Consider the following 25,871-nt stretch of genomic DNA (forward strand, 5'->3'; position numbering starts at 1 on the left):
CTCTTTTCTTCAACCCTCCGGGTAGCGGCCTGGCCGGTCCCGGGAAGTTTTCCGCGGCGTGGCAACCGGGCGGTAATACGCGATATATAATATATAGGTAGTCCGCTTGGTTTGTAAACCGACGCCGTGCGTTGCCGAAATTCCGGTCGTGCGTATTAACGCTTGCTGAACTGGAACTTGCGGCGTGCTCCGGGCTGACCGGGCTTCTTACGCTCAACCTCGCGGGAATCGCGCGTGAGGAATCCGGCTTTCTTCAGTACCGGACGCATCTCAGCGTCGATTTCGCACAATGCGCGTGCGATACCCAGACGAGCGGCCGAAGCCTGTCCCGTGATACCACCGCCATCGAGGTTGATGACGATGTCGTAATTCTCAGCGGTGTTGGTAGCCAGCAGGGGCTGCTTCACCTGATACTGAAGAATTTCGAGCGGGAAGTAAACTTCAAGCGCTTTGCGGTTGATTGTAATCTGACCCTTGCCCGGCTTCACGTATACGCGAGCCACAGCGGCCTTACGACGACCTACGGTGTTTACAACTTCCATAACTCTTACTTAATCTCGTTTAATTTAATAGTCTTCGGGTTCTGTGCGACGTGGGGATGCTCCTCGCCGGCATACACCTTCAGGTTCGTGAGCAGTTTATCGCCCAGGCGGTTCTTGGGCAGCATGCCCTTGACGGCCTTCTCGATGATAAACGTCGGTTTCTTTGCCAGATAATCGGCAGGCGTAGCGAAACGCTGGCCTCCGGGGTATCCGGTGTGACGCGTGTAGACCTTGTCGGTCATTTTGTTGCCCGTGAGCTTCACCTTCTCCGCGTTGATGACGATAACATAGTCACCGCAATCGACGTGGGGTGTGTAGCTGGGCTTGTTCTTGCCTCGGAGGATCTTCGCGATCTGCGATGCAAGACGTCCCAATACCTCGTTCGTAGCGTCGATCACCACCCATTCCTTGGTAGCGGTCGCTGCATTCACCGAGATAGTCTTGTAGCTTAATGAATCCACTGTTTTTACGTTTAATTTAACTTATTGTAATCCGTTCCCCGCACATTGCGGGTGCGCAAAGGTACGAAAAAGTTTTCGATCTGCAAAAACAATTGAAAATCAAAATCGAAAACCACGAAAAAAAACCGCAACGGCCCCGTGTTCAAGGGAGTTGCGGTGTCCGGAAGCGCTGTGGGCGGGACTCGATTCACGGCCGGAGGGTCCTGCTGCCGAACGAGGCGCCGGGAACGGGCCACGGCTTGCCCTTCTCGATCCGGAAATCGACGGGAAGCGTGAATTTCACAGGTACGGCCTCGCCGTCCCTGCGACCCGGGGTCCATTCGGGAGCGGTCCGGAGCGCATTTTCGACCTCCCGGGAGAGAAGCTGCGACGGCGATTGGAGAATCTCCACCGCCCCGACCGAACCATCCGCGCCGACGATGAACGACACCAGGACACGGCCCTGGATACCGGTTTTCAGGGCCTCGGACGGGTAACGGACCGTCTCCATCACCCAGCGGCGGAACTCCATCAGGCCGCCGCCGCGGAACTTGGGCTCCACATCGAAAACCGCTGTGGAGTCTTTGGCCGGCCGCTTTTCCGCCTCCCGGAAATCGAGAATCTGCGTGACTTGGAAACGGACTTTTTCACCGGCCAGTTGGGCCGGGGACCACAGCGGGATGTTATCGACAGCCCGTCGCACCAGCTTCGAAAAAGCCGTGTGCTTCATGGAGTGGGCTACTCTGATACCGGTAACCGTACCGTCGCGTTCGACGACGAAGCGCACGACAATCCGGGCCGGAGGTGCAGAAACCGAAGGCCCCAGCAAACTGTCCACCTGCTTATAGACCCAATCGCTGAAATCCTCGAAACTCCCACGTCCATGGAACAGCGGCAGCTTGTCGACCTGCTTGTAAGCCGTATAATCTTCGGAACGAAGCCCTTCGGGCGTGCGATGCAGCAACAGGTTGAAACGCATCTTAAAATAAACGTCATAAGGCTTTTCGGCGGGCGTCCAGTCGGGCGACGACGAGATCGCCCGGCGAATCCGGTTGGCGAAATCCACATCGCTGAACCCCGGCGTGTCGACCTTCCGGACCCGGCCTTTCTTATTGACGCAGAATTCAGCATCGACCCAGCCTTCATCCCCGGGATAGAAGACGTCGTCCTGCAATTCGAGATTGCGGAGCACCCAGCGTTTGAACGCTATCCGGTCGCCGCCCTGAAATGTCGGCATCACCTGCTGCTCGGCTTCCGCATGTACGTTGAAATCAATCGGAATGGTGAACTGAACCCGTACGGGCTCCCCGTCACGCATGCCGGGAGTCCAGACAGGCGACTGCCGCACGACGCGCATGGCAGCCTCGGAAAGCACACGATCGGGCGACGCCAGCGTGGTCACCTCGCCCACCGTGCCGTCGCGTTCGACAACGAACGCGATCACCACACGACCGCGGATACAACTTTCGATCGCCTCGTCGGGATAGACCAGCCGCTCCTGCACCCAATGGCAGAACGCCGTAATATCGCCCCCGTTGAAAGCGGGCATCGGATCGGCAAGCAGGAAAGGCGCATCGCCCGAAAGGGAATCCAAAGTCACCACGGCCACGGAATCGGCAGCCGGAGGATCGTCCGGCGCCGCATGTCCCAAGGACGAGGCGCGCCCGGGAAGGAGTGCGCAAAACACTCCCGCAACCAGGGCAAAACGAATCAGACAGGAACTATTCATCATTCACAATGCTAATGTAGGACCGACTTCAAAAGGTATCCGGAAACAAGCCCACGCCGGATATTGCGTCAATACGAGCGGGAGGCGCCCGGACTCCGGCCGAAATTTCCGGCTCCGGAAGCCTGCGTCCCCGGCGGAATCCGGAAATCGACCGGCAGCGTGTATTTCACCCGGACCGCCCGGTCTTTCTGTATACCGGGCTCCCACAACGGCGATTGTTCCAAGACCTGCACGACCGCGTCCGTAAACAGCGGATGCGACGAACGCATCACCTTGACCGACGAAAGCGCCCCGTCGCGCTCGATGACGAAGGTAACCACAACACGGCCCCCAACGCCCTCCCGGTAAAGTTCCGAAGGATATTTGACGTTCCACATAACCCAACTACGGAACGTATTCAGGTCGCCGCCCTGGAACTCGGGCATCTTCTCGGCAACCAGGTAAGGCGTAGGAAGTCCGCTCGAATCGGCGGCTTCGGCCTTTTCGGATTCGGGACTGAAATCGAGCGATATGGAACTCCGGAAGCGAACCGGCTCACCGTCGATCACGGCAGGGGTCCAGACCGGAACCGCATAGTGGCGTTGCCGCACCTTTTTCGTCGAATAGCCCTTGCCGCGCCGCGCCTGCAAATCGAGGTCCGACATCGTACCGTCGCATTCGACCACGAAGCGGAGCGACACCCGGTACTGCAACTCCTCCACAGAAGTGCCTGTCAAGCTGTCGGCCAGGTGGACCATCCACGCCTGAAACTCCCTGGGACCGCCGCCCCGGAAAGCCGGCGACTTGTCGGCCTGCCTGTAAGCGGCAATATCCCGGGCGCAGAGTGCCCCGGAAGCGTCGCGCACCAGCCGCAGGTCGAAAAGCACCTTCACAGCCTGCGCCTGCGGCTTCCCGCCCTGCATGGCAGGCGCCCATGCAGGCGACGCGGCAATGGCTTTTTCGACACGCCGCGCCAACGCCGATACCCCGAGTTTCGACACGTCGAGTTCCCTGAGCTTTCCGTTTTTAGCCACCACGAACGACACTTCGCCGCGAATTTCATCGCCTTCGCTGAAAAGACTGCCCGAAAGGTCGAGGTTCCGCAGCACCCAGCGTTTAAAGGTGACGGGGCCTCCTCCCCCGAACTTAGGCATCTCAGGCACAGATTGGCCGTCAACTTTCGCCGGTCCGTCCGCAAAGGCGGCGGCATGCAGCAACACGAGGCACACGGTCCATGTAATCAAGCGTTTCATGGCAATCGGGTATTTGAAGAGTTCGGTTTCGTAAATATAGCAAAAAAAGCTACATATGCAATGAACGGAGCGCAAAAAAAGAGGTTCCGGCAAACCGGAACCCCTTCTTATCAGGCACGGGCCCTGCGGCCCGGAATCGATCTCTTATCCGAGGAACGAAAGCAGGATACCTGCGGCAACCGCCGAACCTACCACACCGGCCACGTTGGGACCCATGGCGTGCATCAGCAGGAAGTTCGAAGGATCGGCCTTCTGGCCCTCGGTCTGCGACACGCGGGCGGCCATCGGAACAGCCGAAACACCGGCCGAACCGATCAGCGGGTTGATCTTGTTACCCTCTTTGCTCAAAGCGTTCATCAGTTTGGCCAGCAGCACGCCGCCGGCAGTACCCATCGCGAAGGCAATGACACCCAGCACGAGGATGAACAGCGTCCGCGAATTGAGGAACGCCTCGGCCGTAGCCGTCGCACCCACCGTAAGGCCCAGGAAGATAACGACGATGTTCATCAGCTCGTTCTGTACCGTCTTCGACAGACGGTCCACCACGCCGCACTCCTTCATCAGGTTACCCAGCATGAGGCAGCCGACGAGGGGAGCAGCCGACGGCAGCAGCAGCGCGATAATCACGGTGATGATCAGCGGAAAGAGGATCTTCTCGGTCTTCGACACCGGACGCAGCTGGCGCATCTTGATCTTACGCTCCTTCTCCGAAGTGAGCAGACGCATGATAGGCGGCTGGATCACCGGCACGAGAGCCATGTAAGAGTATGCGGCCACGGCAATCGGGCCGAGCAGTTCGGGCGCCAGGATTGCGGTGAGGTAGATCGACGTAGGACCGTCGGCGCCGCCGATGATACCGATCGAAGCCGCCTGATCGGGCGTGAACCCGAGCGCATAAGCGCCGATGAACGTCAAAAAGATACCGATCTGGGCGGCAGCGCCCAGCAGAAAGCTCTTGGGATTGGCGATCAGCGGACCGAAGTCGGTCATGGCTCCCACACCCACGAAGATAAGGCAGGGGTAAATACCGAGTTTTACACCCAGGTAGAGGTAGTCCAGCAGTCCGGCGCTGGCCACGAAATTGCCCCAGTGGACATGTCCGCCGGCGAAAAGCTCGGTGTGAAACAAGTTAGCTCCCGGGAGGTTCGTCAACAGCATGCCGAACGCGATGGTCAGCAGCAACAGCGGTTCGAATTTATGCTTGATGGCCAGGTACAACAGGAAAAAGGCCACACAGATCATAACCAGGCTGCCCCACCCCATATTGGCAAAAAGGCCCGCCACGCCGGTCGATTCGACAAATGTCTCAAGACTCTCCAGCACGAAGTTGGAGCCGGAAGTCAATACACTCCACATAAGCCTATTCGATTACGATTAAAACGTCGCCTTCCATTACCGTAGCGCCCTGCTGTACGAGGACCTGCTTCACAACACCACCGCGGTCCGCGTCGATGTTGTTCTCCATCTTCATGGCTTCGAGCACTACGAGCGTCTGGCCTGCCGTGATGGTATCGCCGGCAGCGACCTTCACGCTCAGGATCGTACCCGGCAGCGGGCATTTCACGCTGTAACCCGACGAGGGGGCAGCGGGAGCGATACGCGGCGAAGGAGTAGCCGTCGAAGGGGTGATCATGGCGCTGTTTGCCGACTTGGGAGCCGGGGCGACCTGCGGTTTGGAGGCCGAAGAAGACTTGGCGCCCTCGATCTCGACCTCGTAATCCACGCCGTTGACCACGACGTGCGCAACCGTCGAGGTCTCGTTTACGTTGTCGATCTGGACGTTGTAATTATGTCCGTTGATTTTCAGTGAGTAATCTTTCATGTTCTTTTTTGGGTTGTCATGCTCCTACGAAAAGTTCTATTTCCGGTCGGGAAGCTGGGTTAAACCGTGAATTTTCGAATTCCAGGGCGAATAGGCCCGCTTGATGTTGAGAATGGTCAGCACCTCGGACTCCCGATCGTGCAGCGCTCCCTTGTAGATTTTGAGCGCCGTGGCGATGGCGGCGATCTCCTCGTCGCTGATCATCGGCTGGGCGTCGACCTTCTTGCCGCTCGCAGGACGAACCTTGAAGCAGGCGCCGAAACCCTTCATGATGAAGATCAGCGCCACAAGCAGGAAAACTACCAGGCTGAAACCGATCAGCGATACCCAGAGTATCTCGGACCATCCCCAGTTCGTTACAGTCAGTATTATCATCTTCTCAGGCTGTTAGAGGGGAATATTCGAATGTTTCTTCGCGGGGTTCTGCAAACGCTTCGTCGCCAGCGACTGCAGGGCGCGAATCACACGGAAACGCGTATTGCGCGGCTCGATCACGTCGTCGATATAACCGTAACGGGCAGCGTTGTAGGGATTCGAGAACTTGTCGTTATACTCCTTCTCCTTGTCAGCCACGAACTGCGCCTTCTCGGCCGGGTCGGCAATAGCGGCCACCTCCTTGCCGTAGAGCACCTCGACAGCGCCGCTGGCGCCCATCACGGCGATCTCGGCCGTCGGCCATGCGTAGTTGATGTCGCCGCGGATGTGCTTCGAAGACATCACGATGTAAGCGCCTCCGTATGCCTTCCGCAGCGTCACGGTAACCTTGGGAACCGTAGCCTCGCAGTAAGCGAACAGCAGCTTCGCGCCGTGGGTGATCACGCCGCCGTACTCCTGGGTCGTACCCGGCAGGAAGCCCGGAACGTCCACGAGGGTGACGATCGCGATGTTGAAGGCGTCGCAGAAACGGATGAAACGCGCGGCCTTGCGGCTGGCGTTGATGTCCAGCACACCGGCCATGAACTTGGGCTGGTTGGCGATGATGCCCACCGACTGTCCGTTAAAACGGGCGAAGCAGGTGATGATGTTCTTGGCATAACCCGCAGCCGATTCGAGGAACTCGCCGTTGTCGACGATGGCTTTGATGACCTCGGCCATGTCGTAAGGCTTGTTGGCGCTGTCGGGAATGATGTCGTTGAGCGAATCCTCCAGACGGGTGATCTTATCCGTGCAGACGGCCAGCGGAGCATCCTCCATGTTGTTCTGCGGCATGTAGGAGATCAGCTTCTTGATCAGTTCGATGCCCTCCTCCTCGGTGTCGACGGCAAACTGCGCCACGCCCGACTTGGTGGTGTGCATCGCGGCGCCGCCCAACTGCTCCTGCGTCACGTCCTCGCCCGTCACGGTCTTCACGACCTTCGGGCCGGTGAGGAACATGTTCGAAGTCTCCTTCTTCATGATGATGAAGTCGGTCAGCGCGGGCGAATAAACCGCACCGCCGGCGCAGGGGCCGAAGATAGCCGAAATCTGCGGGATGACGCCCGACGACATCACGTTGCGCTGGAAGATGTTGGCATAGCCGGCCAGGGCGTTGACGCCCTCCTGGATACGGGCGCCGCCCGAGTCGTTCATGCCGATGCAGGGCGCGCCGTTGCGCAGCGCCATGTCCATCACCTTACAGATTTTGTCGGACATCGACAGCGACAGCGAACCGGCCGTCACGGTGAAATCCTGTGCGAAAACATACACCAAACGTCCGTCAATCGTACCGTAACCCGTCACCACTCCGTCGCCGAAGGTGTGCTTCTTCTCCATGCCGAAGTCGTAGCAGCGGTGGGTCACAAACATATCGAACTCCTCGAACGAACCCTCGTCGAGGAGCATCTGGATGCGTTCACGGGCGGTATATTTGCCCTTTTCGTGCTGTTTGTCGATCGCTTTCTGACCGCCGCCCATGCGGGCCGTCTCGCGGTTCTCGATCAGTTTGTTGATCTTATCCTGAATCTGGCTCATAATCTCTTATTTGTTTTTGTTTTCGCAAAGCTCCGTCAGGATGCCCTGGGTCGATTTCGGGTGCAGGAAGGCGATGGTCATACCCTCGGCGCCCTTGCGCGGGGTCTTGTCGATCAGGCGGATGCCTTTGGCCTCCGCGTCGGCAAGCTGCTCCTCGATGTTCTCACAGGCCAGCGCCATGTGATGAATACCGACTCCGCGGTTTTCGATGTACTTGGCGATCGTCGACTCCTCCGAAGTGGGCTCCAGCAATTCGATCTTGGTCTGACCCAGCATGAAGAACGCCGTGCGGACCTTTTGGTCGGCAACCTCTTCGATGGCGTAGCACTTCAGGCCCAATACGTTTTCCCAATAGGGAATTGCCTCGTCGAGACTCTTCACGGCAATGCCAAGATGCTCGATATGAGAAACTTTCATAGCAAAAATTAAATTTAAGTTAGTGAATATTTATGTGTATTTTCGCTCGTTGTTATTTTGCGAACACAAAGATAGGCGAATCTTTCAGAATCGCCAAAATTCAACGGACTTTTTTTGGCAATACTTTGGCTTCGAAATTCGCAGGATGTGTCGGAAAGGACGATTCGGGGTCCGACCGGCTCCGGGAAAGTTACGATTCGAAAGCCGGGAATTCCATCCCGCAGGTCCGGACGGAACAGGTAGGCCCGGAAAAATTTTGCGGTTTCGTCTTTTTTTCATAACTTTGTTCATAGGCATCACTAAAACCAAGCACTTATGCAAATGAAAATCACTCCGAACACGGGGGGGGGTCCGAGTACCTGACCCCTGAAATCACCGCTTTCGACATCGCCGTCGAAAAAGGATTCGCCGAATCCGCCCGCCTTCTCGAGGACATCACCTACGACGATTCGTGGGAATCGGCAAACCAATAACTCCGACGGCCATGAATACGAAACCCATCCTCCGCTGCGCCGCGGCTCTCGCGGCCCTTGCAGTGCTCGCCTGCTCGAAAGACGACACGGCCGAACCCGGAACTCCGGACACCTCCGGCTCCACCACCCCCTTCACCATCACCGCCACGATGGACGATGCACCCGAAACCCGCGTCTCGGCATCGGACGACGGTGCTAACAAAATCGAACTCAAATGGCAACGGAACGACAAGATTTATGTCGTCAACAGTGCCGAAACAGGTACCACATCGGCCGGAACACTCTACAAATTTACCGCCCAAAGCATCTCGACCGACGGTAAAACCGCTTCGTTTACAGCTCCCGCGGGATATGAGGGAATGCCTGCCTATGCCGCCTACGCGGGAACCTTATCTTCTTTCTTCAATCCGGCGAGCATAGGCATCGGCATCGGCGCTTATAGAACCTCGGCATCTGGCCTGCCCGAGATCTACCCGCTGTACGCCGCCTACGACGCCGAAACCCGACAGTTGAAATTCAAGCCCCTCTTCGCCGTGCTCAAACTCAACGTCACCCTGCCCGAAGGGGCCTCGGGTGTCCTCTCCCGGCTGAGGATCGGTTCGGAGGACGGCTCTGAAATCTTCTACTACGGTTCTTACGACATCACTTCCGGGGAGGCGGTACGCAAAAGCAGTTCGGTAGCCAACAAAATCATCCAGTCAGGCAGTTCGCCGTTTACCGGCAACACGGAACAATCCGTCTATCTCTCCGTCAATCCCGGGACCGAACTGACGGGAAAGGAGCTCGAAATCGACCTGATCGTCGGAACGAGCGTCTACACCGCCACGGTCAAGGGCGCAAAGCTCGAAGCCGGAAAGTGTTATCCCCTGACACTCGGGACCGCGAAATGGACCGCACGCAAAATCTACGAAGGCGGAACGGGCGCCCAGAACGATCCTTACCGAATCACAACCGAAACGAACCTGCGGGCTCTGGCACGGACCGTAAGAACCGGAGAAACTTATAAAGGCAAATACTTCCTGCTGACAGGGGACATCTCCGGCATCCAAACCTCCGAGGCGGAGCCGTGGCTGCCCATCGGAACGGGTGAATCCTTTTTCGGCGGGAATTTCGACGGAGGGAACCACACCGTCGGCGGCACGTTCCAGTTTTCGGACAAGGACGGAACAAGTCTCGGGCTTTTCGGGTATTGTAGCGGCGGCAGTATCTCGAACCTGACGCTCGCCGGCGATGTAGCTTACAGCGGCACCCAAACAGCTACGGTTCGTTTGGGCGGCATCGCGGGGTATTGCGAGGGCACAATCACCGGATGCACCCATACGGGAGCGCTGACGGCGACAAACGCGCAGGCGAACACGATCTATGCAGGCGGCATTGCGGGGTATTACAGCGGCACAATCATCACCGGATGCACCCAACAAAACGGAAACATCCTGGTGAATGCGGGTAATTCTACCCGTGTCGGGGGCATCGTGGGCTATATGTACAAATCTTCGTCCGCGATGCATACCTGCCACAACAGCGCGAGCAGCATCGTGGCGACTGGACAATATACCGTTAATGCCGGAGCGCTGGTCGGGAGCAACAACGGCACGGTTTACAGCTGTTCGACGTTCACGGGGCTGACGATCACCGAAAAAGGCACGCAGCAGAACCCCGTAAGGGCTATCGGCTACGGCTACCCGGGGCAGGACGTGACCCAGCCGTGTCCCGACGGGCACACCGACTGATCCCGCCCCCCCCCGAAAATGCAGACGGACGGCCCTTCGAAAAGGACCGTCCGTCGTTTTGCCGATCGAGAAAGGGGCTCAAAGAGGGGCGGGCGCAGAACCGGACGGAAAGCGTTGCGCCAAACCGTTCGCATCCTGAAACCGGCGGGTTACAGCGACGTGTAAATCTGCATGAGCCGTTCGGCGACGGCGTATTCGGAAAAGAGTTCCGCACGGCGGCGTTCCCGGTCGCGCATCGTGCGGCGCCACGACTCGTCTTCCAGGGCATTTTCAAGCGCCGCAAGAACCTCGCCCGGCACTTCGGGACGCACATAGGCCGCGGCGTTTCCGGCCGCTTCACGGTTGATCTGCGTGTCGCTCAGCACCATCGGCAGCCCCGCGCGCAGGGCCTCGACCACGGGAACGATCGACGCTTCGGCATCGGCGTCGGGCAGGTAAACAAAGATTCGCGCGAGGCGGAACAGCGCCGGAAGGTCCGCCGGGGTCAGTTCGTAGATAAAATCCACCCGGGTCGCGATATGACGTTCGCGGGCATAGTCCAACAAAAAATCGGAGTAGGCCGTACGGCGGCCGCAGACGACCACCCCGGCGGTGGACTCCATAGCGAGCAGGGCATCGAAAACCGCCTCGTGGTTGTGGCGCGGTTCGACAGTTCCTAACATCAATATAAACCGCTCTGGCAAACCATACTTACGCCTGGTATGTTCAAGTTCCGCTTGAGATGGATTCTCACGCGGCACGGGAGCCGCCAGCGGCATCATGACTTCGATTTTCGACGGGTCGATGCTGAGGCGTTCCGACAACTCTTCGCGGGCCGGAGTGCTGACCGTGATAACCCGGCTGGCCCGCCGCAGCGCACGGCGATAGAGCGTAAGAGCGAAGAGCCGCTCGGAAAGCGTATAAAGCTGAGGGTAACGCAGGAAATTGAGGTTCGGGACCGTCATCACCGAAGGCACGCGCCGCAGGCGGACGGCAAGCGGCAGCGACGGCTTAAAGCCATGGTAGAGGTCAACCTGTTTATATGACTTTCCATCAACGACATATTCATGTTCCGGAGCATAATGAGCCAACACTTTGGCAAGGTGTTGGGAGTAGGTCCCGCGGGGTGTGGCGGGAGCCGTGTCGAGTCCTATTTTCATAACTTGATCCTAAAAAATTGGTCCATATGGCAAATAATTGTTATCTTTATCGAATAAAACGAGGCTCTCTTATGAAGAAAGTGCTGCTTATATGGCTGTTGGCCGCGGGTTTCGCATCCGCAGGCGTCACGGCCCAGAACATCGCCCTCGGCGAACGCGTCCCCGAACTCAAAGCCCAGGCATGGCTCGACGACCGCCAGCCGATCCCGGCCCCGATGACTTACATCGAGTTCTACCATTCGACGAACCCCGCATGCAAAACCTCGCTCGAACGCCTGAAGGAACTCACGGGCAAATTAGGGACCAAACTACGCGTAATCGTCGTAACCAAGGAAGATGCCGCGAAAATCGCCCCGCTGCTGCGCCCCTACCTTTCGGAGCGGCTCACGGTGGTCCTCAACGCCGAAAAGGGTTTCACGGCATTCGGCGTGACCTACCTGCCGTTCGGCGTGCTGACCGACGCCAAAAACCGTGCCCTGTGGATGGGAAACTCACTACAAATCAATGAAAAACTGATCGAACAATCAACCCGGTAACATACCATGTCATTCACCAAGATAGACCACTACGAAAAAGAGTACGCAGACACGCACCACGACACAGCCCTCAACGTCACACAGGGCGTTGAAGATCAACCAATAATAAACCCTTACTTCAAGCGTCGCAAGAAGCAGGCGCTCTCTACCGGAGAGTATGTCGCAGGCATACTCGCGGGCAATATCACCATCCTCTCGCAGGCCATCACGCTCGTCGAATCGAACAATCCCGAGCATTACGCGCAGGCGCAGGAGATCATCGAAGCCTGCCTGCCCCACGCCGGAAAATCGGTTCGCATCGGCATCACGGGCGTCCCGGGAGCCGGCAAGTCGACCTTTATCGAAGCCATCGGCAACATGGTCGTTTCATTGCGGCACAAACTGGCCGTGCTGGCCATCGACCCCTCGTCGGAGCGCAGCGGCGGATCGATCCTCGGCGACAAAACCCGCATGGAGAGCATCTGCAACAACCCCTCCGTCTTCGTGCGGCCCTCGCCCTCGGCAGGATCGCTGGGCGGCGTAGCCCGCAAGACGCGCGAGACGATCGTACTGTGCGAGGCCGCCGGATTCGACGTGGTATTCATCGAGACGGTCGGCGTCGGGCAGTCGGAAACAGCCGTGCATTCGATGGTCGACCTCTTCATGCTGTTACAGATTTCCGGCGCAGGCGACGAGCTGCAAGGCATCAAGCGCGGCATTATGGAGATGGCCGACCTGATGGTCATCACCAAGGCCGACGGCGAGAACATCCACAAGGCTGAACTGGCGCAGACGCAGTTTCAGGGCGCACTGAGGCTCTTCCCCATGCCCGAATCGGGCTGGCGGCCCAAGGTATACACCTCGTCGGCGGTGGCCAAAACAGGTTTGGAGGAGGTTTGGAAGGGAGTGGAGGAATATCTCGACCATATCCAGAAGAACGGCTATTTCCAGCACAACCGCAACCGCCAGAACAAATATTGGATGTACGAATCGATCAACGAGGTGCTGCGCAACAGTTTCTACCGCGACCCGGCCGTAGAGGCCCATATCGGGGAGTATGAAAAGCGCGTGCTGGAAGACAAAATCTCGTCGTTCATCGCCGCCAAGGAGTTGCTGGACATCTATTTCAAGGATACCCGGACACTCGAATAACGGCCCTAAAAACGAAGAACCCCGCCGCCCGAAAGGGAACGGCGGGGTTTTCTATGACGGGAGTCCGGAACCGACGGAAAACAGGGCACGCGCGACCGGACAATCAGCATACCGACCGTCCTCCCGCAATCTAAAACCCGGCGTTTTACGCCGACAGGACGGTTATTTCAGTACCGGAAGGCGGAGTTTGAAAACCACGGCGACGATCCGGACCGCAATGACGCTTACGGCGGCGGCAATTTGGAGCGCGGCGCCCGAAAGCCCCAGCAGTTGGCATCCCCAGAAAACCACGCCGCCGAAAACACAGGCCAGGGCGTAGATTTCCTTGCGGAAGATCAGCGGTTCCTCGTTGATGAGGATGTCGCGCAGGACACCTCCGGCAGCGCCCGTGATCGTACCCATAACGACGGCCACCCACATCGGAAATCCTGCGGCGAGGGTCTTCTCGATCCCCACGACAGTAAACAGGCCCAGGCCGACGGCGTCGAAGATATAAAACGTATTGTCGAGGCGGACGAGGTATTTGCGCAGGCCGATAACGATCGCCAGGGCGAAGGCCGTAACGACCAGGTAATCGCCGTTCAGCATCCAGAACGGCGTCAGGTCCAGCATGATGTCGCGCATCGTACCGCCCCCTATCGCCGTAGTGATTCCCACGACATAGGCCCCGAACCAGTCGAAGCGTTTCGCCGCAGCCAGCCGGATGCCGCTGATGGCGAAGGCCAGCGTACCCACAATTTCGATAACAGAGAAAAAGGTCATAATCCGAATTTGTTACAGCCGGGAGTCCCCGTCTGAATTGGGACTGCAAAGATAGGACAAATCTGCAAAAGAGAAAACACGCCGCACGGAATACGGCAACGATTACCGGGAAAAATCGCACCGCCGCATCGTCACGGAAATATCCATGAACAACGCAGCGGTGCGACGTTACAAAACCGAAACCGGGTTATTCGGGCCAGGCGAACTCCAGCGTGCAGTCGAAGCTGTCGGAACCGTCGACGACCGAAACCTTCGTCGGATAGCCCTCGGCGTCGAACTCATAGCGGAAATCGCGTCCGGCGTTCGACAGCAGGTGCTTCGTGCCCGGCCCCATCACCCCGGCCAGATAGCCGATGTAGCCGAAGCCACTGCCCAGGTCGTCGAACGCATAAACCTCATACACTTCGAAAGGCAGCATCAGGGCAGCAATATTCTCCTTTTGCGAATAGGTGTAGCGAACCTCATTCCAACTGAAAAGAATGCGGTCGCCGCCATCGATCGTCCCGTCGCCGTTGAAATCGGCATCGGGTTTACCGTCGCCATTCTCGTCCCACGGGAAACGGCTTTTGACGTGTTCCGTCACGAGGTCGCCACCACCCCACAAAGTCTGACACATGGCAAAGAAACGCTCCCGGTCGTCGACAGCCTCGTAGAAACCCAGCCGTCCGTCCGGACGATAAGCGAAAGTCACCGTTGCGAGGACTCCCGAAGTGTTTTTCATCTGCATACGCACGGCACGACCCTGAGCGTCGAGCACGAACAAGGCAGCAAGGTCGATGACCTCGCCTTCGACCTCACCCTTTGCCGTAATGATGAGCCGATCGGCGGAGGGATAGCTCAGCGCATAGTTCACCTTGGCAACAGAACCCATACTGCCCTCGGCGGCAGCCAAACGCCCGGCAGGTGACCAGGTAAGATTGTATTCGAATACCCCTTCATCGGGAACCTCGGCCCGGAAACGCTTCAGGCGGCGTCTGGGAGCCCGGTCATCGGTCACAGGCGACGATTTCAGGGACAGGCGGGTTGCAGAACTACCGGCGGGCGTAAAATCGACCGTGGCGCTCTCGGAAGCCAGGTCGGAAAAGACAAGCGTACCGATGGTCGCCAATTCATGATCCCGGAGCGTAAGGGTCCGCAGGTCGCCCGAAACGGAATATGAGCCGGAAATCACCTCGTTTCCGGGAGCATCGGAACGCGCCTTCGCACGCGGAACAAGCACATAGCGCATCGAAGGCATGAAAGTCAGCGATTCGAAGGGCCCGCCCTCACAGCTCCACGTTTTGGAGATGGCATCGGTAAACTTCCCGATCGTCGCGGGATATTCGGTCAACTCGGCCTCCTGCGTTACGGTGAGCGCGGCGCAGGTTTTGCCGCCGGCCTCGATACTGACGGTGGCCGCGTCGGGCTCGCGGTCCGTGGTGTTGGGATCGGCCGAGACGGTGAATTTGCCCGCGGCAGAGATGACTTTGCACCACGCCTTGTCCGACGAGGCTTTCCACGCCAGGTCGGAAGTGACGGTTACGGTGTAACTCTCGGTCGCGGCAGCCGAGAAGCGGATGGGATTTTCACGCGACAGAAGTACCGCAGGAGCCTTATTCGGCGGCGTGGGGGGGGGTGTCGGCGGATCGCCGCCCTTGTCGCCGCAGGCGGTGAAGAGAAGCGGCAGGCTGAGAAGGAAAAGAATTCGTTTCATCGTAAATGGAGTTTGGTGTTTAGTACAAAGATAGCATAATTATTGAATCCGGAGCGGTGAGCTGGATACCCTGCGCAAGGAGCGGCATCGGCATCAGGGACAACAGCAGAAATAGAAGGTGTTTCATGTAAGGTTGGGTTTGGATAACGGTTGCCGAGTCCCTGCGGCCACCCGAACGAAAAAAGGGGATGCGCTCCTGCGATGCAGGCATATAAAAAACGTGGGACTAAACCCTTTATTTGAGTGTGAGGCCTTAGGATACCCTGGTAGTCAAATAAAACAGTAAAGCCCACGCGTGATGCGCGAGCGATCTGCCCTATCCCCGACTACCATCTGAAAGTTCCTAAGTTTCACACAGCAGGAATAAAAGCTGACGCTTCTTATATGTAGAGTCCGTCGCGGACGGACATGCGGACGATGTGTTTTCTAAACGATAGGCGGAGGTTTTAAGGTTATGCAGACAAATTTAATGAAAAATTCCGAATATCAAAAGGACAGCCCGACAACCATCCGCCCGAACGGATGCGAAAAGACGCCCCGGCAGCAAAAATGCCTCGGAACAAAGACGATACAAACAAGCGTTTCACACGGTGTAACGGTATAACGAACGCGGGCGGGGCAGAGCCGGGAGCGAACACCGAAACCGGAACGTGCGGTCAGGCCTCTTGGGCGTGGAGGCTTTCGGCAGTGACAGCGTACCGGGCACGCAGGCGGTCGGCCAGTTCGGGAACGCCCTCGGCGGCGCGTTTGCGGATCACTTCGAGCGGATTACGCACCCCCTTGATCGCCGGGCGGCCGGGATCGACCACGTAAACCGGAATGTCGGGACGCACGCAGCGCACCAGCGAGGCCGCCGGATAGACCGCCAGCGACGTGCCCACGACGACCAGGATGTCGGCTTCGGCAGCCAGAGCGGCGGCCCGGTCGAATTCGGGAACAGGTTCGCCGAAAAAGACGATGTGCGGGCGCAGCAGCGATCCGTCGGGCGCACGGTCGTTGAGCCGCTGTTCGACACCGTCGAACGGCACAATAAGCGACGGATCGGCCGTCGAACGCAGTTTGGTCAGTTCTCCGTGCAGGTGGAGGATATGCGTCGAACCTGCCCTTTCGTGGAGATTGTCGACATTTTGGGTGATGACCTGTACGTCGAAATCGCGTTCCAGGTCGGCAATGGCCAGGTGGGCCGCATTGGGCATGGCTTTGCGCATTTCGGCGCGCCGGTCGTTGTAGAAACGGATCACGCCCCGGCGGTTAAAACCGAGCGCTTCGGGGATACAAACCTCTTCGATCCTGTAATTTCCCCATGTTCCGTCAGAGTCACGGAACGTCGCCAAACCGCTGTCGGCGCTGACGCCAGCGCCGGAGAAGACAACGAGTTTTTTCATAGTAAGATGTAGTTTCGCCGGGTAAAGATAGCAAATTTATGGCATAGTTCATGCAAGATTCGGACGATGTAAACCAAATTAAATTTTTTTACACTATGGATCAACAAAAACACACCACCGAAGACACCCTGACCGACATTTTCGGCTCGAAGGAGATGCGCTCGCCCGCCCCGACGGAGTTCATTCCCAAAAACAAAACCGCGCCCGAAATCGCCTATCAGTTAGTCAAGGACGAGACCTATCCCCAGACCCAGCCGCGGCTGAACCTGGCTACGTTCGTGACTACCTACATGGACGATTATGCCACGCGTCTGATGAACGAGGCCATCAATATCAATTACATCGACGAGACGGAGTATCCGCGCGTTGCGGTGATGTGCGGACGTTGCCTGAACATCGTTGCCAACATGTGGAACACGCCCGAAAAGGCCGAGTGGAAGACCGGTGCACTGGGCATCGGATCGTCCGAAGCCTGTATGCTGGGCGGCGTGGCCGCATGGCTGCGCTGGCGCAACCGCCGCAAGGCCGCAGGCAAACCCTTCGACAAACCGAACCTGGTGATGAGCACCGGATTCCAGGTCGTATGGGAGAAGTTCTGCCAGTTGTGGCAGATCGAGATGCGCACCGTGCCCCTGACGCTCGACAAACCGACGCTCGACATCGACGCGGCGCTGAAGGTCTGCGACGAGAACACCATCTGTATCGTGCCGATCGCCGGTGTGACGTGGACGGGCCTCGACGACGACATCGAAGGGCTGGACAAGGCGCTCGATGCCTACAACCAGAAGACCGGCTACGAAATTCCGATCCACGTCGACGCGGCTTCCGGCGGTTTCATCCTGCCGTTCCTGCGTCCCGAAAAGAAATGGGACTTCCGCCTCAAATGGGTGCTGTCGATCTCCACGTCGGGCCACAAATACGGCCTGGTGTACCCCGGTCTGGGATGGGTCGTATGGAAGGACAAGAAGTACCTGCCCGATGAAATGTCGTTCTCGGTCAACTACCTGGGCGCCAACATCACGCAGGTGGGCCTGAACTTCTCGCGTCCCGCGGCGCAGATCCTCGGCCAGTACTACAACTTCATCCGCCTGGGATTCGAGGGCTACAAGGAGGTGCAGCAGAACTCGATGGACATCGCCAAGTACTGCCACCAAGAGATCGGCAAGATGCCGTGCTTCAAGAACTACGCCAAGGAGGTCGTCAACCCGCTGTTCATCTGGATGATGGATCCCGAGTACGACAAGAAGGCCAAGTGGACGCTGTTCGACCTGCAGGCCGCCCTGCAGCAGAGCGGCTGGATGGTTCCGGCGTACACCATGCCCAAGAACATCGACGATCTGATCGTCATGCGTATCGTGGTTCGCCAGGGTATGTCGCGCGACATGGCCGACATGCTGCTGGGCGACATCAAGAACGCCGTAGCCGAGTTCGAGAAACTCCAGTACCCCACTCCTTCGCGTATCAAGTACGAGAACAAGGAGCACCAGAAGGGTAAGGTTTACACGCACTGATAGACCCGCCGCCCCTTTCGGCGGCAAACGACAGCTCTGCTGCCCCGAAGGACGTTTTCCCGCGGCCGGTAACGGCTGACCGAACATTCAGGGACCTTCCCCGCGACACGCGCCCTCTCCGGGCGGCAGAACACCGGACGGCTCCCGCTTCACCCCCGAAGCGGAGCCGTCTTTTTTGTGTCCCGCCAAAATATCCGCCGCCGAAGCGGGTTTTTCCAGCCCGCGGAACCGGAACCGGGCAACAACCGCTTTCCACCTCCGAAACCCATCCCACGGGCAGGTGGCGAACGCTGCTGCCAAACAGGACAATATACCTGTACACCGGAACTTGTCCGGACCGGAAAAAATACCTATCTTTCGTCCGTTTTATCCCCATCGACTATGAAAGAGAATTTCGACCTGTTCCTGATCGTCATGGCCCTGCTCGCCGCCGTGGTTTATGCCGCACTGCACTTCTTCGAAGCGGGCTACGGCTACCTTTTCGACCGCCGCTACGGACCTCCCGTGCCCAACCGCCTGGGCTGGATGCTGATGGAATCCCCGGTTTTCGTGCTGATGTGCCTGCTGTGGGCTTCGTCCGAGAGGATGTGGCAGGCCGGGCCGCTGGCGCTGTTCATCCTTTTCCAGTCGCACTACCTCCAGCGGGCCTTCATCTTCCCGCTGCTGATCCGCGGCAAAGGCAAAATGCCCCTCGGAATCGTGCTGATGGGCATGGTATTCAACACGCTTAACGCCCTGATGCAGGGCGGCTGGATTTTCTACGTCTCGCCCTCAGGCTATTACGACGACTGGTTCGCACAACCCTACATCTACATCGGCGGGGCGCTGTTCCTGGCCGGAATGGCCGTAAACCTCCATTCGGACCACATCATCCGCAACCTGCGCCGTCCGGGCGACACGCGCCACTACATACCCCGCGGCGGAATGTTCCGCTACGTCTCGTCGGCCAACTACTTCGGCGAACTGCTGGAGTGGACGGGCTTCGCCGTGGCCTCGTGGTCGTGGGCGGGCGCCGTGTTCGCCTGGTGGACCTTCGCCAACCTCGCGCCCCGCGCCGCATCGCTGCGCAGGCGCTACGAGCAGGAGTTCGGCGAGGAGTTTTCACGACTCGGGCGCAAACGTATCATTCCTTTTATTTATTAACCCATGTCCGACCTTTTTACCCCTTACAAATTAGGCCCTGTCACGCTGCGCAACCGCACGATCCGTTCGGCGGCCTTCGAGTCGATGGGCAAGGATTTCGGCCCTACACAAGAACTCAAAGATTACCATGTCGCAGTAGCCCGCGGAGGCATCGGCATGACGACGCTGGCCTACGCCGCGGTGTGCCGCAGCGGGCTTTCGTTCAACAAACAGTTGTGGCTGCGCCCCGAGATCGTCCCGGGGCTGCGTGACATCACCGACGCGATTCACCGCGAAGGAGCCGCGGCGGCCATACAGATCGGCCATTGCGGCAATATGACCCACCTGACGACCGCCGGGCAGATTCCGATCGGCGCCTCGACGGGATTCAACCTCTACGCCTACACCCCGGTCAGGGGCATGCGGCGCAGCGAGATCGAACAGGTCGCCAAAGATTTCGGCACGGCGGTCCGTACGGCCCACGACGCCGGATTCGACTCGGTGGAGGTGCATGCCGGACACGGCTACCTCATTTCGCAGTTCCTCTCGCCCTACACCAACCGCCGGCGCGACGAGTACGGCGGGTCGCTGGAAAACCGCATGCGGTTCATGCGCATGTGCCTGGGCGAAGCCGTCGAGGCCGCGCGTGCGTGCGGCATGGCCGTCACGGTGAAGCACAACATGTACGACGGATTCCGCGGCGGCATCGAAATCCCCGAGAGCCTCGAAATCGCCAAGGCCATCGAGTCGTTCGGCGTGGACGGCATCGTCCTTTCGGGCGGATTCGTCTCGAAAGCCCCGATGGCCGTGATGCGGGGGCTGATTCCGATCTACACGATGAGTTACTACTCGCCGCTGTGGCTGCGCTACTTCATCCGCTGGTGCGGCCCCTTTATGATCAAACAATTCCCCTTCGAGGAGTGCTACTTCCTCGAAGACGCCAAGAAGTTCCGGGCCGCGCTCCGGGGACCGCTGATCTACGTCGGAGGCCTCGTGAGCCGCGAGGGCATCGACCGGGCGCTCGACGCCGGATTCGAACTGGTGCAGATGGCCCGCGCACTGGTCAACGACCCGGCCTTCGTCGAGAAACTCCGCGCGGGCGACGCCTCGACGCGCAGCGCATGCGACCACCGCAACTACTGCATCGCGCGGATGTATTCGGTGGATATGAAGTGCTGCAAGCATTGCGACGGTTTGCCGCGGAAGATTGCCGAAGAACTCAAACGCCTGCCCTGATGAAACGCGGAGCAATCACACCGGGAAGCGCCTGGGCGCTGGTGACGGGCGCCGGATCGGGCATCGGACGCTGCTACGCCCTGCGGCTGGCCGCGCTGGGCTACAACCTCGTACTGGCGGGCAACCGCCGCGAACCGCTGGAGACGGTGAAGGGCGAGATACTCGGCGATCCCACGGCTCCGGGAACCGCCGCCGGGTTCCGGCCCGACGTGCGGACGATCGAAATCGACCTGGCGCGCACGGAAGCCGCCGCGGAACTCTGGCAGGCCGTACGCCGCGAAGGCGCCGCGATAGACGTGCTGATCAACAACGCCGGGATGTTCTCGTTCCTCGACATTCTGCAAACCCCTGCCGAGCGTATCGAACGCATCGTGCTGCTGCACGACCTGACGAACACCCAGTTGTGCCGCCTCGCGGCCGCCGACATGGCGAGCCGCGGCTGCCGGGGCTACATCCTCAACATGTCCTCCTACTCGTTGTGGATGCCCTTCCCGGGGCTGGCGCTTTACAGCGCATCGAAGGCCTACCTGCGGTCGTTCTCGGTGGCCTTCGCAAAGGAAGTAAAGGAACACGGCATCCGCGTCACGGCGGTCTGCCCGGCAGGCGTGGCGACCGATCTTTACGGGCTGACGCCCCGCTGGCAGCGCATCGGCACACGCCTCGGGGTGCTCATCACGCCCGACTCGTGTGCCCGGAGGGGACTGCGCGCCCTGTGGCGGGGCCGCCGCTGCATCGTTCCCGACTGGTGGAACCGCGCATGGATTCCCCTCTGCAAGGTGCTGCCGATGTGGGTGCTGCGGCCGGTAAGGAAGTTCACGATGAAATTCCAGAAATAGGCATATCTAACGAATAGCGAAAAACATGAAAGATTTGATAAACACACGCTGCGGCTGGGCCGGGACAGACGAACTGTACATAAAATACCACGACGAAGAGTGGGGCAAACTCGTTACCGACGACAATGTCCTGTTTGAATTTCTGGTGCTCGAAAGCGCCCAGGCCGGGTTGTCCTGGATCACGATCCTCCGAAAAAGGGAGGGATACCGGAAAGCATTTCACGGCTTCGACGTGAAGAAAGTGGCGCAAATGACCCCGGAAGACATCGAGCGACTGATGCAATTTGACGGGATCGTCAAAAACAGGCTGAAAATCAAGAGTACGATCAACAATGCAAAACTATTCATGGCCATTCAGGAAGAGTTCGGCAGTTTCTATAACTACACCCTGTCCTTTTTCCCCGACGGGAAACCCATCGTCAACGATTTCAAGACCCTGAGCCAGATTCCCGCCACATCGCCCGAATCGGACGCTATGAGCAAAGACATGAAAAAACGGGGCTTCAAGTTCTTCGGATCGACGATCTGCTACGCCCATCTGCAGGCGGCGGGTTTTATCAACGACCATTTGGAAGGCTGTTTCTGCAAATCCACGGCCTGCGACCGGCATTCGTAAACCGCTTATTCCGTACGCAAAACAACAATATCTATGGATAAAATCAAAAACGTCGTCTTCGACCTCGGAGGCGTGCTGGTCGGCATCGACCTCAACCGCTGCATCGCGGCGTTCCGCAAACTCGGCATGGACGCCGTGGCCGAAATCATCAATCCCTACTACCCTGCCGAGATGATCGGACGGCTGGAGCACGGCGACATCACGTTCCACGAAGCCTGCAACCAGATGCGCGCCCTGTCGGGCACGCCGGAGGTCACCGACGACGAGATCGCCCGGGCCTACGGGGAGTTCCTCACGGAGATTCCCGTCGCAAAACTCCGCCAGATCGACGACCTGCGCCGGCGGGGATTCCGCACCTACGTGCTCTCGAACAACAACACCGCGTCGATGGAGTACGTGCGCCGGATGTTCACGGCCGACGGCAAGACGATGGACGACTATTTCGATGCCGTCTACCTCTCCTACGAACTGCACGAACTGAAACCCTCGGAGGCGATTTTCCGCAAGATGATCGCCGCGAGCGGCATGATTCCCGAAGAGACCCTTTTCATCGACGACGGACAGAAGAACGTCGACGCCGCGCAGGCGCTCGGGTTCTCGGTCTACATGCCCGCCTACGGAGAGGATTTCGGACACGTCCTCGAAAACCTCAACAGCTATGAAGAGAGCCTATAAAATCACCCTGATCGTAGTCGCCGCACTGATCGTACTGGTGCTGGCCGTCGCCGTCGCGGTTTCGCCCGTGACCAAAAACTACATCGAAAAGCACGACCGCGAACTGCTGGGCCGCTCGATCCGCATGGAGCGCCTGCGAATCAACATTTTCACGGGCCGCCTGCGTGTCGAAGGCCTGCGGATCGGCGGCACGAACGATTCGACGGTCTTCTTTGCGCTCGACAGTTTCGACATGCGCATGCGCATCCTGCCGCTGCTTTCGAACCGCGTCATAGTGAAGCACCTCCACTTCACGGCCCCCGACATAAAGGTCTACCAGCAGGGCAGCGCGTTCAGCTTCGACGATATTCTCCGGCGTTTCGCGTCGGCGGACACCGTCGCCGCGGCCGAAGAGCCGTCGAAACCGTGGGAAATCGGGCTTTACGACATCCGCATCCGCAAGGGGCGCATTTTCTACAAAGACCTCGAACTCGACGCCATATGGGGGCTCAACGACATCGACCTGCAAATTCCGGGCGTCTACTTCGGCGGCGAAAAGACCGACGTAGGGGCCGTGCTCAACTTTGCGGAAGGCGGTTCGCTGGCGACGAGCGTAGCCTACGACATCGCTTCGTCGGAATTCGACATCGGGCTGAAACTCAAAGACCTGACCCTTACGGGAATGCTGCCCTACTTCCGCCAGTCGCTCGACATCGGAAGCGTCGCGGGACGCCTCTCGGCCGACATCCGCCTCCGCGGCGACACGGAGCACCTGCTTTCGCTGCGCACCGAAGGAACAGCTTCGCTGGCGGGATTTTCGCTGACGGACATGCAGCAACGCCCCGTGGCCGGGGTCGACACGCTGGGCATGCAGTTGGCCGAAGGCGACCTCGGAAAGATGCGCTTCCGCTTCGACCGTCTCTACGTCGGGGGATTTTCGCTCCTGGCGGAACTCACGCCCCAGGGCGACAACCTCTCGGCGCTGATGAAGCCTTCGCCCGAAACCCCTGCCGCATCGGCCGAACCGGTCCCGGAGGCCGCAGCATCCGAAGGAGGCCCTACGCTCCAGATCGCCGACCTCGAAATTGCCGGGGGACGGGTGACGCTGCGCGACCTGACGATGAACCGTCCGTTCGAATACGCCATGACCGATATCCGCATGCGAAGCCGCAACTTCGATCCCTCGGCACGCAACAACCTCCAGATCGAGGCACGGATGCAGCGCACCGGACAGGCGAAACTCCGCTGGGAAGGGACGCTCGACAACCTGAACAACCAGAACATCACACTCTGGCTTTCGAACCTCGACCTGCGTGATTTCTCGCCCTATTGCGAGCATTTCACGGCCTATCCGCTGACACGCGGCAACCTCACGTTCCGCAGCCAGAACGTCATCCGCAACCGTTACCTCGACGGCACGAACCACCTCGACGTGTTCGAACCGCGCGTGGACAAGAAACGCAAGGACCTGAAACCCGAAATGAACATTCCGCTCAAATTGGGGCTTTACGTGCTCAAAGACAAGAAAGGCCACGTCAAAATGGACCTTCCGGTGGGCGGAAACCTTGATTCGCCGGAGTTCTCCTACCGCAAAATCGTGCTCAAAGCCATCGGCAATGTGCTGCTCAAAGTCGTAACGGCGCCCTTCTCGTTCCTTTCGGGCAGCCGCGACAACCTCGAATACATCCCCGTCGATCCGGCGCAGTATGCCTTCACCTCGGAGCAATACGCCTCGTTCGACCAGATTGCCCAGATGCTCAAGGATAAACCCGAGATCCAGATCGCACTGACCCAGCGTATCAACCTCGCCCGCGCCCTGCCCGCACAGGCCGCCAACGCCCTGCGGCTGGCCTACCACAACAGCCTCGCGGCGGCAGATTCGACCGGACAGCGTCCGCAGCTCTCGATGCTCGAATACGAAAAACTCCAGCAGATCGACATCCGCACCCCGGCAGTCGCGGCCTTTGCCGATTCGCTGCTCACGGCGCAGGGACGTTCGCCGCAAGGCATGTCGCCGGATACCAAAGCCCTCGCGCTCTACCGCGAACAGGCCCTCGGACTGCTCCGGCGGATGATGGCCGCACGCGACAAAGCGTTGGCGGAGTATATGTTCACGACGCATGGAGTTCAGCCGCCGTCGTTCCGCCTGCAACCGCTGGATTCGCTCGCGCTGGCGGCCTACACGGGCCGCGACCGCTACACGATCGCCCTGGGCGTCGACGGCGAAACCATCGAGATCGGAGAAGAACAACCCGCGGAGACCGATGCCGCCGGGACTCCCGCAGAATCCGGAGCCGGCACGACGGCGAATCCGCCCGCAATTCCGGCGGATAGTTTGCCGGCAACGACTCCGGCCGCACCCGTTCCGGCGACGAGCGTATCAACGGAAACGACAGCAGGCAACGCTTCGGCGGAGGCTCCCGCAGGCGATGCCCCGGCAGTATCGTCATAACATTTTTCGGGCGAATGCTCCGGCCCCGGAACCTGGGACCGGAGCCGCTTTCAAAACAGCGCCGGAAACGTCTCCGATCCATTAGCCGCGCTTTTCCCGGCAAAAGTTTGCCGGAACGGAAAAAAGCGGTTATCTTTGCACCCCGGAATCGCAAGGTTCCCCCGACCGAAAAAGTCCGGGGATGATCCCGAAAGGATCATTCGCAGGCCTCGAGGCCGGGAACGACGGGGTGTAGCGCAGTCCGGTTAGCGCACCTGCTTTGGGAGCAGGGGGTCGTGGGTTCGAATCCCGCTACCCCGACGAAAATCGAAAAATCCTTAGCCAATCGGCTAAGGATTTTTTTTACAGACACACGGAAAGCCGCAATACATTGCAAGACTGGTTGAAAAACGACAGCAATCAAAGAAAAGTTTTCCGGCGGCACAGCCGAATTGCCCGCAAAGGGTTAATTTTTCCGGATTTT

General features: G+C 58.9%; 23 protein-coding genes and 1 tRNA gene. 11 read left to right on the forward strand and 13 right to left on the reverse strand.

Annotated elements, in window-relative coordinates:
* Positions 1-155: 155 nt before the first annotated feature.
* The 9 genes from rpsI to mce form a co-directional block, all read right to left on the reverse strand.
* Complete coding sequence (gene rpsI / locus I2E69_RS08430; protein WP_022061029.1) at positions 156-542, reverse strand: 30S ribosomal protein S9; 387 nt, start codon at positions 540-542, stop codon at positions 156-158.
* 5 nt (positions 543-547) lie between these two features.
* Positions 548-1,003 (reverse strand): 50S ribosomal protein L13, encoded by a 456-nt coding sequence (rplM, locus tag I2E69_RS08435; RefSeq protein WP_195460738.1) that lies wholly within the window; start codon positions 1,001-1,003, stop codon positions 548-550.
* 187 nt (positions 1,004-1,190) lie between these two features.
* Positions 1,191-2,714 (reverse strand): TonB family protein, encoded by a 1,524-nt coding sequence (locus I2E69_RS08440; RefSeq protein ID WP_195460740.1) that lies wholly within the window; start codon positions 2,712-2,714, stop codon positions 1,191-1,193.
* A gap of 65 nt (positions 2,715-2,779) precedes the next feature.
* Positions 2,780-3,943 carry an energy transducer TonB gene (locus tag I2E69_RS08445; protein ID WP_195460742.1) on the reverse strand — a complete coding sequence of 388 codons (1,164 nt, stop codon included), beginning with the start codon at positions 3,941-3,943 and terminating at the stop codon, positions 2,780-2,782.
* A 144-nt stretch (positions 3,944-4,087) separates the two neighbouring features.
* A complete protein-coding gene (locus I2E69_RS08450) occupies positions 4,088-5,299 on the reverse strand; it encodes a sodium ion-translocating decarboxylase subunit beta (protein WP_229095428.1) in 1,212 nt (403 codons plus the stop codon).
* Positions 5,300-5,303: 4 nt separating this feature from the next.
* Positions 5,304-5,765: a biotin/lipoyl-containing protein gene (locus I2E69_RS08455; RefSeq protein WP_195460744.1), complete on the reverse strand. Its 462-nt coding sequence runs from the start codon at positions 5,763-5,765 to the stop codon at positions 5,304-5,306.
* Between the two features lie 36 nt (positions 5,766-5,801).
* Positions 5,802-6,140 carry an OadG family protein gene (locus tag I2E69_RS08460; protein ID WP_195460746.1) on the reverse strand — a complete coding sequence of 113 codons (339 nt, stop codon included), beginning with the start codon at positions 6,138-6,140 and terminating at the stop codon, positions 5,802-5,804.
* Positions 6,141-6,152: 12 nt separating this feature from the next.
* Positions 6,153-7,715 carry an acyl-CoA carboxylase subunit beta gene (locus I2E69_RS08465; protein WP_195460747.1) on the reverse strand — a complete coding sequence of 521 codons (1,563 nt, stop codon included), beginning with the start codon at positions 7,713-7,715 and terminating at the stop codon, positions 6,153-6,155.
* Positions 7,716-7,721: 6 nt separating this feature from the next.
* Positions 7,722-8,132: a methylmalonyl-CoA epimerase gene (mce, locus tag I2E69_RS08470; RefSeq protein WP_064976574.1), complete on the reverse strand. Its 411-nt coding sequence runs from the start codon at positions 8,130-8,132 to the stop codon at positions 7,722-7,724.
* Between the two features lie 484 nt (positions 8,133-8,616).
* Between mce and I2E69_RS08475 the strand changes: the two genes are divergently transcribed.
* Positions 8,617-10,335, forward strand: coding sequence for a hypothetical protein (locus I2E69_RS08475; RefSeq protein WP_195460749.1), 1,719 nt, complete (start codon positions 8,617-8,619; stop codon positions 10,333-10,335).
* A gap of 149 nt (positions 10,336-10,484) precedes the next feature.
* Here the strand turns inward: I2E69_RS08475 and I2E69_RS08480 are convergent, their stop codons facing one another.
* A complete protein-coding gene (locus tag I2E69_RS08480; protein ID WP_195460751.1) occupies positions 10,485-11,474 on the reverse strand; it encodes a glycosyltransferase family 4 protein in 990 nt (329 codons plus the stop codon).
* 71 nt (positions 11,475-11,545) lie between these two features.
* On the opposite strand from I2E69_RS08480, the gene I2E69_RS08485 reads away from it, so the two are divergent.
* The gene (locus tag I2E69_RS08485) at positions 11,546-12,010 is read left to right on the forward strand and encodes a hypothetical protein (RefSeq protein WP_195460752.1); all 465 of its coding nucleotides are present in this window, start codon (positions 11,546-11,548) and stop codon (positions 12,008-12,010) included.
* A gap of 6 nt (positions 12,011-12,016) precedes the next feature.
* On the forward strand, positions 12,017-13,141 hold the full coding sequence (gene meaB / locus I2E69_RS08490; protein WP_195460754.1) for a methylmalonyl Co-A mutase-associated GTPase MeaB: 1,125 nt from the start codon (positions 12,017-12,019) through the stop codon (positions 13,139-13,141).
* Positions 13,142-13,303: 162 nt separating this feature from the next.
* Here meaB and I2E69_RS08495 read toward each other — a convergent pair whose 3' ends face one another.
* From I2E69_RS08495 to I2E69_RS08505, 3 genes are all read right to left on the reverse strand, one after another.
* Positions 13,304-13,906 (reverse strand): trimeric intracellular cation channel family protein, encoded by a 603-nt coding sequence (locus I2E69_RS08495; RefSeq protein WP_394369665.1) that lies wholly within the window; start codon positions 13,904-13,906, stop codon positions 13,304-13,306.
* Positions 13,907-14,090: 184 nt separating this feature from the next.
* Positions 14,091-15,596: a BACON domain-containing protein gene (locus I2E69_RS08500; RefSeq protein ID WP_195460758.1), complete on the reverse strand. Its 1,506-nt coding sequence runs from the start codon at positions 15,594-15,596 to the stop codon at positions 14,091-14,093.
* 656 nt (positions 15,597-16,252) lie between these two features.
* A complete protein-coding gene (locus I2E69_RS08505) occupies positions 16,253-16,981 on the reverse strand; it encodes an SIR2 family NAD-dependent protein deacylase (RefSeq protein WP_195460759.1) in 729 nt (242 codons plus the stop codon).
* Between the two features lie 95 nt (positions 16,982-17,076).
* On the opposite strand from I2E69_RS08505, the gene I2E69_RS08510 reads away from it, so the two are divergent.
* From I2E69_RS08510 to I2E69_RS08545, 8 genes are all read left to right on the forward strand, one after another.
* A complete protein-coding gene (locus I2E69_RS08510) occupies positions 17,077-18,492 on the forward strand; it encodes a glutamate decarboxylase (protein ID WP_195460762.1) in 1,416 nt (471 codons plus the stop codon).
* 381 nt (positions 18,493-18,873) lie between these two features.
* Positions 18,874-19,635 (forward strand): DUF1295 domain-containing protein, encoded by a 762-nt coding sequence (locus I2E69_RS08515; RefSeq protein ID WP_195460763.1) that lies wholly within the window; start codon positions 18,874-18,876, stop codon positions 19,633-19,635.
* Between the two features lie 3 nt (positions 19,636-19,638).
* Complete coding sequence (locus I2E69_RS08520; RefSeq protein ID WP_195460765.1) at positions 19,639-20,850, forward strand: NADH:flavin oxidoreductase; 1,212 nt, start codon at positions 19,639-19,641, stop codon at positions 20,848-20,850.
* Positions 20,850-21,686, forward strand: coding sequence for an SDR family NAD(P)-dependent oxidoreductase (locus I2E69_RS08525; RefSeq protein ID WP_195460767.1), 837 nt, complete (start codon positions 20,850-20,852; stop codon positions 21,684-21,686). Before I2E69_RS08520 ends, I2E69_RS08525 begins: the two co-directional genes overlap by 1 nt.
* 25 nt (positions 21,687-21,711) lie before the next feature.
* Positions 21,712-22,302, forward strand: a complete 591-nt coding sequence (locus I2E69_RS08530) for a DNA-3-methyladenine glycosylase I (protein WP_195460769.1) — start codon at positions 21,712-21,714, stop codon at positions 22,300-22,302.
* A gap of 33 nt (positions 22,303-22,335) precedes the next feature.
* A complete protein-coding gene (locus tag I2E69_RS08535; RefSeq protein WP_195460771.1) occupies positions 22,336-22,977 on the forward strand; it encodes an HAD family hydrolase in 642 nt (213 codons plus the stop codon).
* Complete coding sequence (locus I2E69_RS08540) at positions 22,961-25,408, forward strand: DUF748 domain-containing protein (protein ID WP_195460773.1); 2,448 nt, start codon at positions 22,961-22,963, stop codon at positions 25,406-25,408. The genes I2E69_RS08535 and I2E69_RS08540 overlap by 17 nt, the downstream gene beginning before the upstream one ends.
* Before the next feature lie 225 nt (positions 25,409-25,633).
* Positions 25,634-25,708: transfer RNA gene (locus I2E69_RS08545), tRNA-Pro, on the forward strand.
* The last annotated feature ends 163 nt before the right edge of the window (positions 25,709-25,871 follow it).

The organism is Alistipes sp. D31t1_170403_E11 (assembly GCF_015553985.1).
GTDB lineage: Bacteria > Bacteroidota > Bacteroidia > Bacteroidales > Rikenellaceae > Alistipes > Alistipes montrealensis.